This is a genomic window from Mesorhizobium liriopis, assembly GCF_024053505.1.
GTDB classification, from domain to species: Bacteria; Pseudomonadota; Alphaproteobacteria; order Rhizobiales; family Rhizobiaceae; genus Mesorhizobium_B; species Mesorhizobium_B liriopis.
In genome coordinates this window covers 1-15,837 of sequence record NZ_JAMXQS010000008.1, presented here as the reverse complement: position 1 = coordinate 15,837, position 15,837 = coordinate 1, and the positions used below count along the sequence as shown (strand labels likewise).

At 65.5% G+C, this 15,837-nt stretch carries 12 protein-coding genes; 5 read left to right on the top strand and 7 right to left on the bottom strand.

Annotated elements, in window-relative coordinates:
* Positions 1-79: 79 nt before the first annotated feature.
* Positions 80-1,444 carry a cytochrome P450 gene (locus NGM99_RS16395; protein WP_252820880.1) on the bottom strand — a complete coding sequence of 455 codons (1,365 nt, stop codon included), beginning with the start codon at positions 1,442-1,444 and terminating at the stop codon, positions 80-82.
* Between the two features lie 293 nt (positions 1,445-1,737).
* On the opposite strand from NGM99_RS16395, the gene NGM99_RS16390 reads away from it, so the two are divergent.
* Entirely contained in the window at positions 1,738-2,133 is a 396-nt protein-coding gene (locus tag NGM99_RS16390) for a response regulator (protein WP_252820878.1), read from the top strand.
* A 248-nt stretch (positions 2,134-2,381) separates the two neighbouring features.
* Here the strand turns inward: NGM99_RS16390 and NGM99_RS16385 are convergent, their stop codons facing one another.
* Positions 2,382-4,292, bottom strand: a complete 1,911-nt coding sequence (locus NGM99_RS16385) for a PAS domain-containing protein (protein ID WP_252820876.1) — start codon at positions 4,290-4,292, stop codon at positions 2,382-2,384.
* Positions 4,293-4,520: 228 nt separating this feature from the next.
* Here NGM99_RS16385 and gyrB point away from each other — a divergent pair, with 228 nt between their 5' ends.
* Both gyrB and NGM99_RS16375 read left to right on the top strand, forming a co-directional pair.
* A complete protein-coding gene (gene gyrB, locus NGM99_RS16380) occupies positions 4,521-6,977 on the top strand; it encodes a DNA topoisomerase (ATP-hydrolyzing) subunit B (protein WP_252820873.1) in 2,457 nt (818 codons plus the stop codon).
* 186 nt (positions 6,978-7,163) lie between these two features.
* Positions 7,164-7,502: a protamine-2 (modular protein) gene (locus NGM99_RS16375; RefSeq protein WP_252820872.1), complete on the top strand. Its 339-nt coding sequence runs from the start codon at positions 7,164-7,166 to the stop codon at positions 7,500-7,502.
* A gap of 181 nt (positions 7,503-7,683) precedes the next feature.
* On the opposite strand, the gene NGM99_RS16370 is transcribed toward NGM99_RS16375, so the two are convergent.
* The 4 genes from NGM99_RS16370 to hutI form a co-directional block, all read right to left on the bottom strand.
* Positions 7,684-8,622, bottom strand: coding sequence for a cyclase family protein (locus NGM99_RS16370; protein WP_252820868.1), 939 nt, complete (start codon positions 8,620-8,622; stop codon positions 7,684-7,686).
* Positions 8,623-8,775: 153 nt separating this feature from the next.
* Entirely contained in the window at positions 8,776-10,461 is a 1,686-nt protein-coding gene (hutU, locus tag NGM99_RS16365; RefSeq protein WP_252820866.1) for a urocanate hydratase, read from the bottom strand.
* 228 nt (positions 10,462-10,689) lie between these two features.
* On the bottom strand, positions 10,690-12,225 hold the full coding sequence (hutH, locus tag NGM99_RS16360; protein WP_252820864.1) for a histidine ammonia-lyase: 1,536 nt from the start codon (positions 12,223-12,225) through the stop codon (positions 10,690-10,692).
* Positions 12,225-13,460 (bottom strand): imidazolonepropionase, encoded by a 1,236-nt coding sequence (gene hutI, locus NGM99_RS16355; RefSeq protein WP_252820862.1) that lies wholly within the window; start codon positions 13,458-13,460, stop codon positions 12,225-12,227. The genes hutH and hutI overlap by 1 nt, the downstream gene beginning before the upstream one ends.
* Positions 13,461-13,560: 100 nt before the next feature.
* Between hutI and NGM99_RS16350 the strand changes: the two genes are divergently transcribed.
* Complete coding sequence (locus NGM99_RS16350) at positions 13,561-14,907, top strand: formimidoylglutamate deiminase (RefSeq protein ID WP_252820860.1); 1,347 nt, start codon at positions 13,561-13,563, stop codon at positions 14,905-14,907.
* A gap of 19 nt (positions 14,908-14,926) precedes the next feature.
* Positions 14,927-15,664: a histidine utilization transcriptional repressor HutC gene (gene hutC / locus NGM99_RS16345; RefSeq protein ID WP_252820858.1), complete on the top strand. Its 738-nt coding sequence runs from the start codon at positions 14,927-14,929 to the stop codon at positions 15,662-15,664.
* Positions 15,665-15,695: 31 nt separating this feature from the next.
* Here hutC and NGM99_RS21805 read toward each other — a convergent pair whose 3' ends face one another.
* Entirely contained in the window at positions 15,696-15,827 is a 132-nt protein-coding gene (locus tag NGM99_RS21805; RefSeq protein WP_353937436.1) for a TetR family transcriptional regulator C-terminal domain-containing protein, read from the bottom strand.
* Between the last annotated feature and the right edge of the window lie 10 nt (positions 15,828-15,837).

Sequence of the window (15,837 nt, the reverse complement as noted above, 5' to 3'; positions counted from 1 at the left end):
TTGCGGCAATCTAGAGAGATGGGGCGAAAATTCCTACCGCCCTCCCCGCCGATTTCGCGGACTTAACATTTATTTGTATTCAGACGCGCGCAGTGACCCGCATCGGCAGGCCGCCTTGCGGCTGGGTGGTGAGTTTCTGCACCGGCCAGGGCTTGGTTTCGGGCAGCGCGTCGAAGCGGAAGCGGCCGAGCAGCACGGCGAGTGCTATCACCGCCTCCTGCATGGCGAAGCTCGCGCCGATGCAGACGCGCGGCCCTGCCCCGAAAGGCAGATACTGGAAGCGGTCGATCCTGTCGCGGTTCTCGGGATGGAAGCGCGACGGCATGAAGGCCGTGGGGTGCTCCCAGATCTTGCGGTGGCGGTGAATGGTCCAGGGCATGACGAGCACCTGTGCGCCCTTGGGCAGAACGAGATCCTGATAGCGGTCTTCCTCGACGGGCTCGCGGTTGATGGAGGGAGCCGGCGGGTAGAGCCGCATCGCTTCCTCGAAGGCCGCGCGGGTGAAGGGCATCTTGTCGAGCCATTTGACGGGATCGGGCTCTTCGGCGCGCACGCGTGTGATCTCATCTTCCACGCGCTCGCGCTCTTGTGGGGCTTGCGACAGGAGGAAGATCGTCCAGCCGAGCGCGCGGGCGGTGGTCTCGTGGCCGGCACCGATGAAGGTGATGATGTTGTCCTCGACTTCCGCGCGGGTCAAACCGTTGGGCCCGCCTTCCGCGCGCAGGAGAAGGGTCAGGAAATCCTCGGGCGCGGCATCGGGGTCGCGCTCTATGACGCGCTCGCGCATGCGGATCGTGTCGGACACGATGGAGCGGAAGAAGTTTATGGTCTTGCGGCCGCGCATCTGCGTGAAACGGGGCAGCCAGTCGGGCGCGCGCAGGATATCGAGCGGATCGACGCGGCCCATGGTTTCGAAGAGGCGGTCGATCTCGGCCGCGAAGCGGCCCGGCTCGCCGGCGATCTCTCCGGAAAACAGCGTTTCGGCGAGGATGTCGTAGGTGAGAAGCGTCATGTCATGCGCGATCTCGAAAGTGCCGCCCTTCTCGTAGCGCCGGGCGAAATCGTCCGTGCTTTTGAGCATGGCGGCGCCGAAGCCGAAGATGTGGCGCGGCGTGAAAACGGGAGCCATCGCTTTACGCGAACGCTTCCAGACCGGTCCTTCGGCGGTCAGCAGGCCGTCGCGCAGGATCGGGCGCAACACTTTCTGGCGCACGGTTGCCATCTTGTAGTTCTTCGCATTGTCCACCAGCACATGGCGGATCAGGCCGGGATCGTTGGCGATGATGAGCGGTCCGCCCACACCCTTCACCGAGATCCACGGCTCGTTGTAGGAGGGCTCGCCCCAAAGCTCGAGCGGGTTGCGGTAAACGATGCGGATCATCTCCAGCACTGAAGGCGGCTTGGCGCGGGGGCTCGGTGCCGGGGCGATGAAGGGCGCGTTCATGGGCGGATTTCCCGTTTCGCCGGCGCATCTAGGGAGGGGCGGAATCCGCTTCAATCGCCTGCGCGGATGTGCCATCGCGGTGTCTCGCGCGTCACGAATTGGTCAAGATTGCGACTTGCGGCAGGGCATAAACCGCAGATTCAGCGTGATCTGCGTCACTTAAGGCGTTGTAAGAATTAGTTAAAGTTTGGCGTCGCATCAAATGCGAGAAAAAATGCAACCTTGCGCCGGCTCGCGAGTTAGAGCCGCGACAGGGACCAATAATCATAACAACAATCGGCGAGTTCGGGGTTATGGCGTGCAAAGTGCTGGTGGTGGAAGACGAGATCTTCGTCGCCATTGAAATCGAGAACCTTGTATCGGAACTGGGTCATGAGCCGATCGGCATCGCAGCCGACGCGCGCACCGCGCTCGACCTCGCGGCCGATGCGGATCTCGCCATCGTCGATCTCAACCTGCGCGACGGCTGCACCGGGCCGACGATCGGTCGCGCGCTCGCCGAACGCGGCGTGACGGTGATGTTCATGACGGCCAACCCTTCCCAACTGGGCGAGGGCGTGCCGGGCACGATCGGCGTGATGGCGAAACCGGTGATGGACGACGACCTGCGCGACGCGCTGGCCTTCGCGGTCGCGACCCATGCGCGGCAGGTAGCGACCCCGCCGCAGAGCCTGCAGCTGTTTCACTGAAGCGTAGCGGCGGAGATGAAGATCAAAGGCGCCTGATGGCGCCTTTTTTGTTGCGCCAGCCTGAGACCTGTCCGGCGACGTTAGTCGTCCCATCCCGTGAAAGAGCAACGCCGTTCGGTTTTCAGTCGGATGCGCCGGAGCCTTTTAGATATCACCCCATCCCCGGACCTGCCTTTCGGATGGCCTAAGGCGTGGTGTGGTGCGAACGACGCTCAACCCCGGCAACAGCCATGAAGCCGCGACGCCGCCTAAAAGGTCTTCTGCAACCGTCCCGAGCGGCTGAGCGCCGCGAGGGGCACGTCGATCTGCATGCGCAGGCCGTCGGCCTCCCAGGCGCGCTCCAGCTTGCCGCCGAGCTGGCCCTCGACGGACAAGGCGATGAGGCGGGTGCCGAAGCCTTCGCGCGGCGAGGCTTCGACCACGGGACCGCCCTGTTCCTTCCAGACCAGCTGGTAGCGGTCGCCCTGACTGCGGCCCTCGATCGTGACGCGACCGTCGCGCGCGGAAAAGGCGCCGTATTTGGCGGAGTTGGTGGCGAGTTCGTGAAAGAGCAGCGCCAGGGGTGTCGCCGCCGCCTCGTCGATCACCGCGTCGTCACCGGTGAAGCTGAGGCGCATGGATTTCTCCTCGCTCTCGAACGGCGCCACGAGCTGCTCGACGAGGGCTTTGAGCGAATGCTGCTGGGCCTGCGGGCGGGAAGCGCGGGAATGCGGGCGCACGAAGTCATGCGCGCGGCCCATGGCAAAGATGCGCTGGCGCAACTCGCCCGCGAACTGCTTGGCTTCCGGATAGGCGCGCGCGGACAGGGACACGATGCCGGTCAGCACCGAAAAGATGTTCTTGATGCGGTGGCTGAGTTCCTGCGCCACCACCTCGCGCTCTTCGGCCGCGATCTTGGTTTCGTGGATGTCGGTGCAGGTCCCCATCCAGCGGCTGATGCGGCCTTCCGCGTCGCGGATGGGCAGCGCGCGGCCGAGCGTCCAGCGATATTCCCCTGAATGGTGGCGCAGGCGGTATTCGATCTCGTAGGGCTCGCCCGTTTCGAGGCTGTGGCGCCAGACTTCCCAGGCGCGCGCCTGATCGTCGGGATGGAACATGCCGTTCCATTCCTCGCCGTCCGTGGAGCCCACCGGCATGCCGGTGAACTCGTACCAGCGCGCGTTGTAATAGTCGTGAAAGCCGTCGGGCAGCGTGGACCAGACCATCTGCGGCATGGAGTCGGCGATGGCACGGAACTTGGCTTCGCTGGCCGACAGAAGGGCCTCCTGCGCGCGACGGTCGGAAATGTCGAGCACGATGCCCGGCAGGCGCGTCGGCGCGCCCGTCTCGTCGCGTGCGACGCGGCCGAGTGCGAGCACCCAGTGGACGCCCCCTTGTCTGGGATGGACGCGATATTCGACCCGCAGCTCGTCGCCGCCTTCCACGGCTTTGCGGATGGCCTCCGCGACCATCGTGCGGTCGTCCGCGTGGATGCCTCCCATGAACACGTCGAGCGCCACGCCCTGGCGGGCGGCTTCGGGTTCGACGCCATAGAGTTCGGCGAAACGGCTGTCCGCCTTGACGCTGTTCGTGCCGATGTTCCAGTCCCACGAGCCGACGATGCCCGATGCATCGAACGCGAAGGACAACTGCTCCTGCGAGCGGGCGAGCGCACGCTTCGTGCGCATCTGGGCCGTGGTCTCGTTGACGATGGCCAGCACGCCGAAGGGTTCGCCATCCGCGCCCAGAAGCGGCGAATAGTCGAGATCCATCCAGACCGGCTCGAGCGTTCCGTTGCGGTCCATCGCGAGTTCCTGATCCTTCAGGGACAGCGTTTCGCCTCGGAAGGAAAAGTCGATCACGTTGCGGTTGTAGTCGCCGATCTCCGGAAAGGCCTCGGCCACCGGCATGCCCAGAACGGATGGGTGGCGCGCGCCTGCGAAAGCCGCATACCCGTCATTGTAGATCATGATGCCCTCGCGGCCGATCAGCATCACCATCGGCATGGGCGAGCACAAAATGGTGCGGGTGGCCGCGCGCAAGGCCTCGGGCCAGGTATCCAGCGGGCCGAGCGGGGTCGTGCTCCAGTCGAACCGGCCGATGCGGCCGGTCATTTCCGGGCTGGCGCCGACCACGGGAGCCGGCCGGTTGGTGCGCTGCGGGAAGAGGCGGTTGGGCATGGAAGGTGATGCACTCTCAGGCTTGCCGCGCCCGACATGACGGGCGCTTCGCGCACAAGACGTTTGGAGCATAAGCCATGTTCCAATCCCTCGGGCAAGAGGGGATGGAAAAGCCTGAAAAGCTTGGAAAATCGGGCCAGAACCCCTATATGCGTGGGGTTAAGTTCCCTGCGCGAATCGGGAGCCTTTCCCGGCGTCTCGCGCGTTTTTCGAAGTTGAAAGTCTTTCATGAGCGATCAAGCCCCCGCAGCCGCTCCCGTCGCCGAATATGGCGCGGATTCGATCAAGGTCCTCAAGGGTCTCGACGCGGTGCGCAAGCGCCCCGGCATGTATATCGGCGACACCGATGACGGCTCGGGCCTCCATCACATGGTCTACGAGGTGGTGGACAACGCCATCGACGAGGCACTCGCGGGCCATGCGACCCTGGTGACGGTGACGCTGAACGCCGACGGGTCCTGCACCGTGACCGACAACGGGCGCGGCATCCCGACCGACATGCACCCCTCCGAGGGCGTGTCGGCGGCCGAGGTGATCATGACGCAGCTCCATGCGGGCGGCAAGTTCGACCAGAATTCCTACAAGGTTTCGGGCGGCCTGCACGGCGTGGGCGTATCGGTGGTCAACGCGCTCTCGGTTTACCTGCGCCTGCGCATCCGCCGCAAAGGCAAGATCCACGAAATGAGCTTCACCCATGGCGTGGCCGACGCGCCGCTGAAGGTGGTGGGCGAAGCGGGTGACGAGACGGGCACCGAGGTGACCTTTCTGCCTTCCACCGACACCTTCACCATGGTGGAATTCAACTACGGTACGCTGGAGCACCGGCTGCGCGAGCTCGCCTTCCTGAACTCGGGCGTGCGCATTCTTCTGTCCGACAAGCGCCATGCGGATGTGAAGGAGATCGAGCTGCTCTACGAGGGCGGCATCGAGGAATTCGTGAAATATCTCGACCGCGCGAAGAAGCCCCAGCTCAGCGCACCCATCGCCATCCGCGCCGAGCGCGACGGCATCGGCGTCGAGGTGGCGATGTGGTGGAACGATTCATACCACGAGAACGTGCTCTGCTTCACCAACAACATCCCGCAGCGCGACGGCGGCACGCATCTGGCGGGCTTCCGTGGCGCGCTCACGCGTCAGGTGACGGGCTATGCGGAATCGTCCGGCCTGATCAAGAAGGAGAAGGTCTCGCTCAACGGCGACGATTGCCGCGAAGGCCTGACGGCCGTTTTGTCGGTGAAGGTGCCCGATCCGAAATTCTCGTCGCAGACCAAGGACAAGCTGGTTTCATCCGAGGTGCGGCCTGCGGTGGAAAGCCTCGTCAACGAGGCGTTGAACACCTGGCTCGAGGAGCATCCGAGCGAGGGCAAGGCGATCGTGGCGAAAGTCGTGCAGGCGGCCGCCGCGCGCGAAGCGGCACGAAAAGCCCGCGAGACGATCCGCAAGGACATCATGAACGTCTCGACCCTGCCCGGCAAACTCGCCGACTGCCAGGAGCGCGACCCGGCCAAATCCGAACTCTTCATCGTCGAGGGTGACTCGGCCGGCGGCTCCGCCAAAGGCGGGCGCTCGCGCCAGAACCAGGCGATCCTGCCGCTGCGCGGCAAGATCTTGAACGTCGAGCGCGTGCGCGTGGACCGCATGCTGTCTTCCGACATGATCGGCACGCTGATCACCGCGCTCGGTGCCGGCATCGGCGCGGAGGGTAAGAGCCCGATGCCGTTCAACGCCGAGAAGCTGCGCTACCACAAGATCATCATCATGACGGACGCCGATGTGGACGGCGCGCATATTCGCACGCTCCTGCTCACCTTCTTCTTCCGCCAGATGCCGGAACTGATCGAGCGCGGGCACCTCTTCATCGCCCAGCCGCCGCTCTACAAGGTCTCGCGCGGCAAGAGCTCGCAATATCTGAAGGACCAGGCGGCCTTCGAGGATTACCTGATCGGCTCAGGGCTCGACGAGGCATCGCTGGAACTGTCGTCGGGCGAGGTGCGCAGCGGCGCCGATCTGCGCGCGGCGGTGGAAGACGCGCTCAACGTGCGCAAGCTGCTCGACGGTCTGCATTCGCGCTACGACCGCCGCGTGGTGGAGCAGGCGGCGATTGCCGGCGCGCTCGACCCCGACCTCTTCAACGATCTCGGCCGGGCCAACACCATGGCCGAAACGGTCGCGGCACGGCTCGACGCCATCTCGGAAGATATCGAGCGCGGCTGGACCGGGCGGCTGCAGACCTCGAATGACGGCACCGGCGGCTTCGTGTTCGAGCGCATGCTGCGCGGCGTGAAGGAGGTGGCGGCGCTCGACATGGCGCTGATCGCCTCGGCCGATGCACGCCAGCTCTCGCGGCTGTCCCAGCGTCTGGGCGAGGTCTATGGCGCGTCGCCCAGGCTCAAGCGGCGCGAAACGAGCGAGGACGTGTCGGGCCCGATGCAGCTGCTCGACCTCGTCTTCGCCTCGGGCCGCCGCGGCGTGACCATGCAGCGCTACAAGGGTCTGGGCGAAATGAATGCCGAGCAGCTTTGGGAAACCACGCTCGATCCGAATGTGCGCTCGCTGCTCAAGGTCAACGTCAATGACGTGGCCGATGCCGACTCGCTCTTTTCCCGCCTGATGGGCGACGACGTGGAACCGCGCCGCGACTTCATCCAGGAAAACGCCCTGAGCGTGGCGAACCTCGACGTCTGAGAGCGCGTCTCGCTCAAAGCCATTGTCGGGCCCGTTCTGCACTCCGGCAGGCGGGTCCTTTTTCTTTGCCCTGCCGCGCCCGTTAACATTGATGCTGGTTTTGCAGATGGGCGCCGGTCTTCCTCTTTTCACAGCCCTGCTCTGCTCCATTTGCGCATTGACCCTTCAGATTTAGAGAGGACGCAGATGCACAGACGATCATTCCTGGCGGGATTGCTGGGGCTTGCGGGCGTTGTTGCCGTGGCGAAGGTCATCGGGCCAGAAGAGGCGGAAGCCGCTGTGATCAATCCGGATGGCATTCTGGACGAGCTGAGCACGAGCGAACCGCCGGTCGAGGACGTGCAATATCGCGAGCGGGACAGAATCCGCCGGCAGGAAATGCGTCGCAAACGTCGCTACGACCGCACAGGGCGCAGCGATTTTCGCGGCTATCGTGGTCGCCGCCGTCGCGGCTATCGGACGGTCTGCCGCACGATCCGCAGAAACGGGCGTCGGCGTCGGGTCTGCCGGCGGATCCGCTGGTAAGCGTTTAGGCGGCGCCACTGCGGCGATTTCGATTGCCGCCATGCATGACGAGAGGGCGATGTGAGCGCTTGGAACGAGCGGCTTCGCGCGCAACTCCGGAACCGGCTGCGATCGTGCTGGCTGGACGAAAAGGCAACCTGGAGAGGCTGCCTTTTTTCATGGTGTTCGTCTCGCCTGCCGATCAGGGCGTGGGACGAAACACACCGTTTTCGTCGCGCTTGAGCGGGGCCGTTTGGCGCGGGAGCGGCGCGCCGGGGGCGTCTGCGACCGAAACGCCCTCTCTCCAACCGGCCGGCGCGATGGCGATGTAGCGCGCATAGCCGCCCGAGCCGCCCTGCGGCTTGGCGAAGCCGATGGTGACGAGTGCGCCGGCCTCCGGAACCTTGTCGAGATTGGCGACGCCTTCGGCCTGCGTGAAGTCGTTGTGCAGGAGCCAGTGCTCGCCTTCGAGGTTGGGCGTGGTGTCGGTGTCGAGCGGCTCATGGCCGTGGAACAGGATCTTGCGCCCGAGATGCAGGAACTTCAGCGCGTCGAGGCCGACGCCGGGGAACGGCTTCTCGTTGAAGCGCTTGGGATCGTCCCACTTCTTGCTCCAGTCGGAGCGCACGAAGACGACCGCGCCTTCCGGAATGCGGCCGTGCCGCTTTTCCCAATCCTCGATATCGGCGACCTGAAGGTGGTAGCCCTCATCCGTCTTCACCTTGCCGCTGATGTCGATGACGACCAGAGGCCTGACGGCGTAGGTGGCGGGCAGATCGCTGATGGTGGCGCCCAGCGGGTTCCAGTGCGAGGGCGGGTCGAGCTGGGTGCCGTACTGGTCGGTGGTCAGGTCATAGGCGGAAGCGACGAAGCCGTGCTTGCTGTAAGTGAACTCCTCGCCCTTCTTCACATAGCCTTCGATGTCCTGACCGGCGACGGCCGGCTTGAAGGTGGAATTGGCGAAGCCCGGCCAGACCGGCTGCACGGGCGCGAAGGCATGGGTCAGATCGATATATTTCGCGGTCTTGAAGTGGTCCTCATAAAGCTTCCAGAGCGACTGATCCTCCCCACGGCTCACGCCCGGCGCGAGAGCCAGAGCCATCGCCAGCGCTGACATCAACAAACGGCCCTTGGCCCGCATATCCAGCCTCCATTCGGTTCCAATGACGCGTCATCATCGCCTCTTGGACCGACACTGGAAAGCACGGCTTTTCTCCGGCCACACGATTGTGCGGCAAAGCCTTGCTTTGTCTCGAACAGGGCGAGCGAGCGGTTCCGCTGTGATGCGGATCGGTCAGTTGCCCAGGATGCCCGGCAGGCGCAGACCCTGCTCGCGGGCGCAGGCGAGCGCGTCCTCGTAGCCCGCATCGGCATGGCGCATGACGCCGGTCGCCGGATCGTTCCAGAGCACGTTGGCGATGCGCCGGTCGGCCTCTTCCGTGCCGTCGGCGCAGATCACCATGCCCGCATGCTGCGAAAAGCCCATGCCGACGCCGCCGCCGTGATGGAGCGACACCCATGTCGCGCCCGATGCGGTGTTCAGGAGCGCGTTGAGAAGCGGCCAGTCGGACACCGCGTCCGAGCCGTCCCTCATGGCTTCCGTTTCGCGGTTGGGCGACGCGACGGAGCCGGAATCGAGATGGTCGCGCCCGATCACGACAGGGGCCGAGAGTTCGCCGTTGCGCACCATCTCGTTGAAGGCGAGGCCCAGACGGTGGCGGTCGCCCAGTCCCACCCAGCAGATACGCGCGGGCAGGCCCTGGAACGCGATGCGCTCCTTCGCCATGTCGAGCCAGTTGTGCAGATGCGAGTTGCCGGGGGTCAGCTCCTTGACCTTGGCGTCCGTCCTGAAGATGTCTTCCGGATCGCCCGAGAGTGCGGCCCAGCGGAACGGGCCGATGCCGCGGCAGAAGAGCGGGCGAATATAGGCGGGCACGAAGCCGGGAAAGCTGAAGGCGTTTTCCAGCCCTTCGTCTTTCGCGACCTGACGGATATTGTTGCCGTAATCGAGCGTGGGCACGCCCGCATCCCAGAAGGCGACCATGGCTTCGACATGGGCCTTCATCGAAGCGCGGGCCGCTGCCTCGACCGCCTGCGGGTCGCTTTCGCGCTTGGCACGCGCCTCCTCCACCGTCCAGCCGAGCGGCAGATAGCCATTGCGCGGATCATGCGCCGAAGTCTGGTCGGTGACGATATCGGGGCGCGGTCCCCCGCTCTTCATGCGGCGCACGAGCTCGGGGAAGATTTCGGCGGCATTGCCGAGCAGGCCGACGGACTTGGCCTCGCCGGCCTTCGTCCAGCGCTCGATCAGGGCGAGCGCTTCATCGAGCGTCTTGGCCTTCTCGTCGAGATAGCGGGTGCGCAGGCGGAAATCGATGCGGGTCTCGTCGCATTCGACGGCCAGACAGCAGGCACCGGCCATGACGGCCGCGAGCGGCTGCGCGCCACCCATGCCGCCCAAGCCGCCCGTCAGGATCCATTTGCCCGTGAGATCGCCGCCATAGTGCTGGCGTCCGGCTTCCACGAAGGTCTCATAGGTGCCCTGCACGATGCCTTGCGTGCCGATATAGATCCACGAGCCGGCGGTCATCTGGCCGTACATGGCCAGACCCTTTTTATCGAGCTCGTTGAAATGATCCCACGTCGCCCAATGCGGCACGAGGTTGGAATTGGCGATGAGCACGCGCGGGGCGTTCGAGTGGGTACGAAACACGCCCACCGGCTTGCCCGACTGGACGAGCAGCGTCTCGTCCTCGTTCAGGCTTTGGAGCGAAGCCACGATGCGGTCGAAATCCTGCCAGGTGCGTGCCGCACGGCCGATGCCGCCATAGACCACGAGCTCGTTGGGGTTCTCGGCGACGTCCGGGTCGAGATTGTTCATGAGCATGCGCAAGGGGGCTTCGGTCGCCCACGATTTCGCGGAAAGCTCGGGACCTCGGGGAGCGCGGACGGTGCGGGTGTTGTGGCGGGGGTTGAGCATGAAGGGTTCCGGGCTGAGGGTGGCGGATCGTTTGAAGGTTTTCGCGGCGGAGAGGTTACCCCCACCCTGTATCCCTCCCCACAAGGGGGAGAGGGACGTGAACGTTGGACCTCTTCCTCCCGATCTCAGCGCGGCGGCGCAGATCGATACACGGCGGTGACGTCTCCCCTCCCCCTTGTGGGGAGGGATACAGGGTGGGGGTGATGTGGCCGCTGTGTATTGGCCTCATCATTGAGCGAGTTCCGGCAACACTCCGGCGCCAACGCTCGCGGCCAGCCTGCCCGATGCGACCAGTTCTCCTGCTGCCGCCAGGTCCGGCGCCATGTAGCGGTCCTCGTCCAGCCCCGGCACCACCGCTCTCACCGCGCCGACCGCCTGTTTCAAGAGCGGACTGGTTTCGAGCGGCGCGCGCAGATCGACACCCTGCACCGCCGTCAGCGCTTCGATGCCGATGATGGTGAAGAGGTTTTCCGTCATCGGCAGCAGGCGCCGCGCGCCGTGGCAGGCCATCGACACATGGTCTTCCTGATTGGCCGAGGTCGGCGTGGAATCCACCGAGGCCGGATGCGCCATCTGCTTGTTCTCCGACATCAGGGCGGCGGAGGTGACTTCGGCGATCATCAGACCGGAATTCAGCCCCGGCTTTTTGGCGAGAAAGGCCGGCAGCCCGTAGGACAGTGCGGGATCGACCAGAAGCGCGATGCGGCGCTGGGCGATGGCGCCGATCTCGCAGACCGCGAGCGCAATCCCATCGGCCGCGAGCGCCACGGGTTCGGCGTGGAAATTGCCGCCCGACACCACCAAGCCATCGGAGAGCACCAAGGGGTTGTCGGTGACCGCATTGGCTTCGACTGTGAGCGTCCGCGCGGCCTGGCGCAGGATATCGAGGCAGGCGCCGTCCACCTGGGGCTGGCAGCGGATGCAGTAAGGGTCCTGCACACGCTCATCGCCTGTGAGGTGGCTTTCGCGGATGGGCGAGCCGGCCAGAAGCGCACGCAGCGAGGCCGCCGCATCGATCTGGCCGGCATGGCCGCGGAGCGCGTGGATCTCCGGATGGAAAGGCGCGGACGAGCCCATCGCCGCATCGGTCGAAAGCGCGCCGGTGACGAGGGCCGCCTGGGCCGCGCGATGGGCACGAAACAGGCCAGCGAGCGCGAGTGCGGTCGAAACCTGCGTGCCGTTGATGAGCGCCAGGCCTTCCTTGGCGGCGAGCACCACGGGTAAAAGACCGGCGCGTTTCAAGGCATCGGTGCCCGGCAAGCGTTCGCCCGCGAAAAAGGCTTCGCCCTCGCCCATCATCACGGCGGCCATATGGGCGAGCGGCGCGAGGTCTCCCGATGCACCGACCGATCCCTTTTCGGGGATGACCGGCACGACGCCCTGTTCCAGCATGGCTTCGATCAACCGGACAAGCTCGAGCCGCACCCCGGACGCCCCGCGCCCGAGCGATACGAGCTTGAGCGCCATGAGGAGGCGCACGATGCTTTCGGGCAGGGCTGCGCCGACGCCGCAGCAATGGGACAGGATCAGGTTGCGCTGAAGGGTGGCCACATCCGCGCCGTCGATTCTGATCGAAGCGAGCTTTCCGAAGCCTGTGTTGATGCCGTAGACCGGTTCCGCGCCGCCGGCGATTGCCGCGATGCGTTCCGCCGCGCGGGTGATGGCCGAGTGAAACACGGGGTCGACGCGGGCCGGTGTATTCTCCCAATAAATCTGCTCGAGCTGGGGAAGCGAGACCGCGCCGGGTGTCAGCGTGAGTGCCATCAGACGACCTCTCCCCTGAAGACCCGCGCGTGGAGCGGGTTGAAGCCCATGCGGTAGACGAGCTCGGCCGGGCTTTCGATGTTCCAGATCGCGAAGTCGGCCGACTTGCCGGCTTCGAGCGTGCCGGTCTCGTGGAGAAGACCAAGCGCGCGGGCACCCTCGCGGGTCGCACCCGCGAGGCTTTCCACGACCGTCAGCTCGAACAGCGTGGAGGCCATGTTCATGGCGAGCAGAAGCGAGGTGAGCGGCGAGGTGCCGGGATTGCAGTCGGTGGCGACCGCGATCGGCACACGGGCGTCGCGCAAGAGTTGCACCGGCGGCTTGCGCGTTTCGCGAATGGCATAGAACGCGCCGGGCAGGAGCACGGCGACGGTACCCGCTTCGGCCATGGCGGCGGCGCCTTCGGCATCGAGATATTCGAGGTGATCGGCGGAGAGCGCGCCATAGGAGGCGGCAAGCTTCGCGCCGCCGAGGTTGGAAAGCTGTTCGGCGTGGAGCTTGACGGGCAGGCCCAGCGCCTTGGCATGGTCGAACACGCGCGCGATCTCCGCCGGCGAAAAGGCGATAGTCTCGCAGAAACCATCCACCGCATCGGCCAGCGCTTCCGCCCTGGCGCGGTCCATGCCCTTCAGCACGACATCGGCAAGAAAGAGATCGCGGCGGTCCTTGTAGTCCTTGGGCACGGCATGGGCGGCGAGCCATGAGGAAACGACCCGGACCGGACGGCGGCGGCCGAGCTCTCGCGCGGCGCGGAGCATGTTGAGCTCGCCCTCGACCGAAAGCCCGTAGCCGGACTTGATCTCGACCGTGGAAACCCCCTCGCCCAGAAGCGCGTCGAGGCGCGGCAACGAGGCTTCCACCAGTTCCTCGACGGAGAGCGCATTGGTGGCCGCAACCGAGGACACGATGCCGCCGCCCGCCCGCGCGATCTCTTCATAGGACGCGCCTTCGAGGCGCATCTCGAACTCCTTGGCGCGGTTGCCGCCATAGACAAGGTGCGTGTGGCAATCGACCAGCGCGGGCGTCGCCCAACGGCCCTCGCCGTCGATCGGCTCGAACGCCTCGAACCCTGACGGCAGCTCGGCCTCGGCACCTGCGAACAGGATGCGCCCATGTGAAACGGCGATGGCGCCACGCTCGACGATGCCCAGGCCGGGACGATCGGGCGCAAGCGTTGCGAGGCGCAGGTTGCGCCAGAGGGTTTGGGAAGGGGCCGCAGAACCGGACGTCACCATGAAGCCTTTCCATCTCGCGCCTTTATGTATAGACATATCGGAAGCGTTGGCAAGCGTGGCTTGGGGTCGAAAGACGTGCCTCGCAAAGGGGAAAACCGATATGCTCACACTTCACGCACGCTCAGCCCTGCTTCGAGACGGGTGGGCGGACGGTGTTCGCATCACGGTTTCAGAAGGCCGCATCGCGACCATGGAGACGGGCGTCGGGCCGGTGGCTGGTGACGAACGCGCGGAGGTTCTCGTTCCCGCGATAACCAACCTGCACAGCCATGCCTTCCAGCGCGCCATGGCGGGCCTCGCGGAACGGCGCGGGCCGGGAGCGGACAGTTTCTGGAGCTGGCGCGAGGTGATGTATCGCTTCGCGCTTCGCATGACGCCCGAGCAGCTGGAGGCGGTGGCGGCCCTTCTCTATGTCGAGATGCTGGAAGCGGGCTTCGGGCGCGTCGGCGAGTTTCATTATCTGCACCATGCGCCGGATGGCGGCGCTTACGACGATGTGGCCGAGCTCGCGGTGCGGATCGCGGCCGCGAGCCACGCGGCCGGCATCGGGCTCACGCTTCTGCCCGTCTTCTACAACCGCTCGGGCTTCGGGGGTGCCGCACCAGTGGAGGGGCAGCGCCGCTTCGTTAACACGCCCGACCGCTTCGCGCGGCTCGTGGAAGCGAGCCGGAAGGCGGTGGACGGTCTGGAGGGCGCCGTGGTGGGCATCGCCCCGCATAGCCTTCGCGCGGCGACACCTGACGAACTCATGGCGATCCTGCCGCTGGCCGGGGATGGCCCTGTCCATATCCATGTGGCCGAACAGCAAATGGAAGTCGCCGACTGCCTCGCCTGGAGCGGAGCACGGCCGGTCGAATGGCTGCTCGGCCACGCGCCGGTGGACAGAAACTGGTGCCTGATCCATGCCACGCATATAGAGAACAGTGAGATCAGAGGGATGCTCGCATCCGGTGCGATAGCGGGCCTCTGCCCGATCACCGAAGCCAATCTGGGCGACGGAATTTTTTCGGCCAAGTTTCTCGAAGGCGGTGGTGCCTGGGGCGTGGGATCGGATTCGAACATCGAGATTTCCCTCGTGGGCGAACTCAGGCAGCTCGAATATTCACAGCGGCTGGCGCTTAAGGCCCGCAATGTGCTGGCCGCGCCCGGCGGCTCGACCGGTGCGGCGCTGTTCAACCGGGCGCTCGAGGGCGGCGCGCGGGCGCTCGGCGTTTCGCATGGCATCGCGGTCGGCTCGGAGGCCGACCTGGTGGCGCTCAACACGGAAGCCGCACCGCATGTGACGCAGGACGCATTGCTCGACCACTGGATTTTTGCGGGCAGGATCGGCATCGACCGGGTCTGGGTGCGCGGCCGGCTGTTGGTCGAAGATGGCCGGCATGTCGCGCGCAAGCGGATCGAAGCGCGGTTCCACGAGGCCATGGCGGCACTGAGCGCCGCGGCTTGAAACGGGAGGCGCCTCGATCGTGAACGCAGAAGGTGACGAGACGCTGCACGGGCGTATCCTGCGCGAACTCGAAGGCCGCATCCTGTCAGGGGAATGGCAGCCCGGTCATCGGCTGCCATCCGAAACGGAGATTGCGGCGGCTTATGGCTGCTCGCGCATGACGGTGAACAAGGTCATGACGCAACTGACGCGCGCAGGGCTGATCGTCCGGCAACGGCGCGCGGGCACGAGCGTCGCTCAGCCGGGGCCGCAACCGGCGATCCTCGAGATTCAGGACATCCAACGCGAAGTCGAGGCGTCGAAAAGCGTCTATGGCTATCGGCTTCTGAACCGCGCCATGCGCGAAGCGAATGCCGGCGATACGTGGCTGGACCCGTCGGAGGAACGGCTGGAGGTTCTGGAACTCATCTGCCTGCACAGCGCCGATGGGCAGCCCTTCTGCCTGGAAGAACGGCAGATCAGCCTCGCTGCCGCAGCCGATGTTTCGGCGGTGGATTTTTCCGTCCGGCCGCCCGGCCAGTGGCTTCTGGATACGGTGCGCTGGAGTGCGGCGGAGCATACGATCCGCGCGGTCGCGGCCAGTGCTCAAGCGAGCCGGGCGCTGGGGATCGCCAAGGGAACACCCTGCCTGTCGGTCGAGCGCAAGACCTGGAATGTAGGGCGCCCGGTCACCAAAGTCGTGCTGACCTATCCGGGCCAGACGCACGCGCTGACCGCGCGCTTCACACCGGCCTCGACGAAGCCAGCGGAGAGCTGAGCCCCGGCGATTTTTTCACCGCTCCCTTGGTTCACCCTCGTGGTTTGTAGCCATTCATGAACAGCTCGACGGTTCCGTTGGCGATACGGTTGATGTCGTCCTTGCTGAATGTTTTCTCGACCATGAAGAGGCCTTTATAGAAGCCGTCGGCCTTGCAGAGCACGACGAACTGG

What these genes read in the sequence shown, in the direction of transcription:
- NGM99_RS16395 (WP_252820880.1), bottom strand. Translation starts at nt 1,444, where the DNA reads ATGAACGCGCCCTTCATCGCCCCGGCACCGAGCCCCCGCGCCAAGCCG.
- NGM99_RS16390 (WP_252820878.1), top strand. Translation starts at nt 1,738, where the DNA reads ATGGCGTGCAAAGTGCTGGTGGTGGAAGACGAGATCTTCGTCGCCATT.
- NGM99_RS16385 (WP_252820876.1), bottom strand. Translation starts at nt 4,292, where the DNA reads ATGCCCAACCGCCTCTTCCCGCAGCGCACCAACCGGCCGGCTCCCGTG.
- gyrB (WP_252820873.1), top strand. Translation starts at nt 4,521, where the DNA reads ATGAGCGATCAAGCCCCCGCAGCCGCTCCCGTCGCCGAATATGGCGCG.
- NGM99_RS16375 (WP_252820872.1), top strand. Translation starts at nt 7,164, where the DNA reads ATGCACAGACGATCATTCCTGGCGGGATTGCTGGGGCTTGCGGGCGTT.
- NGM99_RS16370 (WP_252820868.1), bottom strand. Translation starts at nt 8,622, where the DNA reads ATGCGGGCCAAGGGCCGTTTGTTGATGTCAGCGCTGGCGATGGCTCTG.
- hutU (WP_252820866.1), bottom strand. Translation starts at nt 10,461, where the DNA reads ATGCTCAACCCCCGCCACAACACCCGCACCGTCCGCGCTCCCCGAGGT.
- hutH (WP_252820864.1), bottom strand. Translation starts at nt 12,225, where the DNA reads ATGGCACTCACGCTGACACCCGGCGCGGTCTCGCTTCCCCAGCTCGAG.
- hutI (WP_252820862.1), bottom strand. Translation starts at nt 13,460, where the DNA reads ATGGTGACGTCCGGTTCTGCGGCCCCTTCCCAAACCCTCTGGCGCAAC.
- NGM99_RS16350 (WP_252820860.1), top strand. Translation starts at nt 13,561, where the DNA reads ATGCTCACACTTCACGCACGCTCAGCCCTGCTTCGAGACGGGTGGGCG.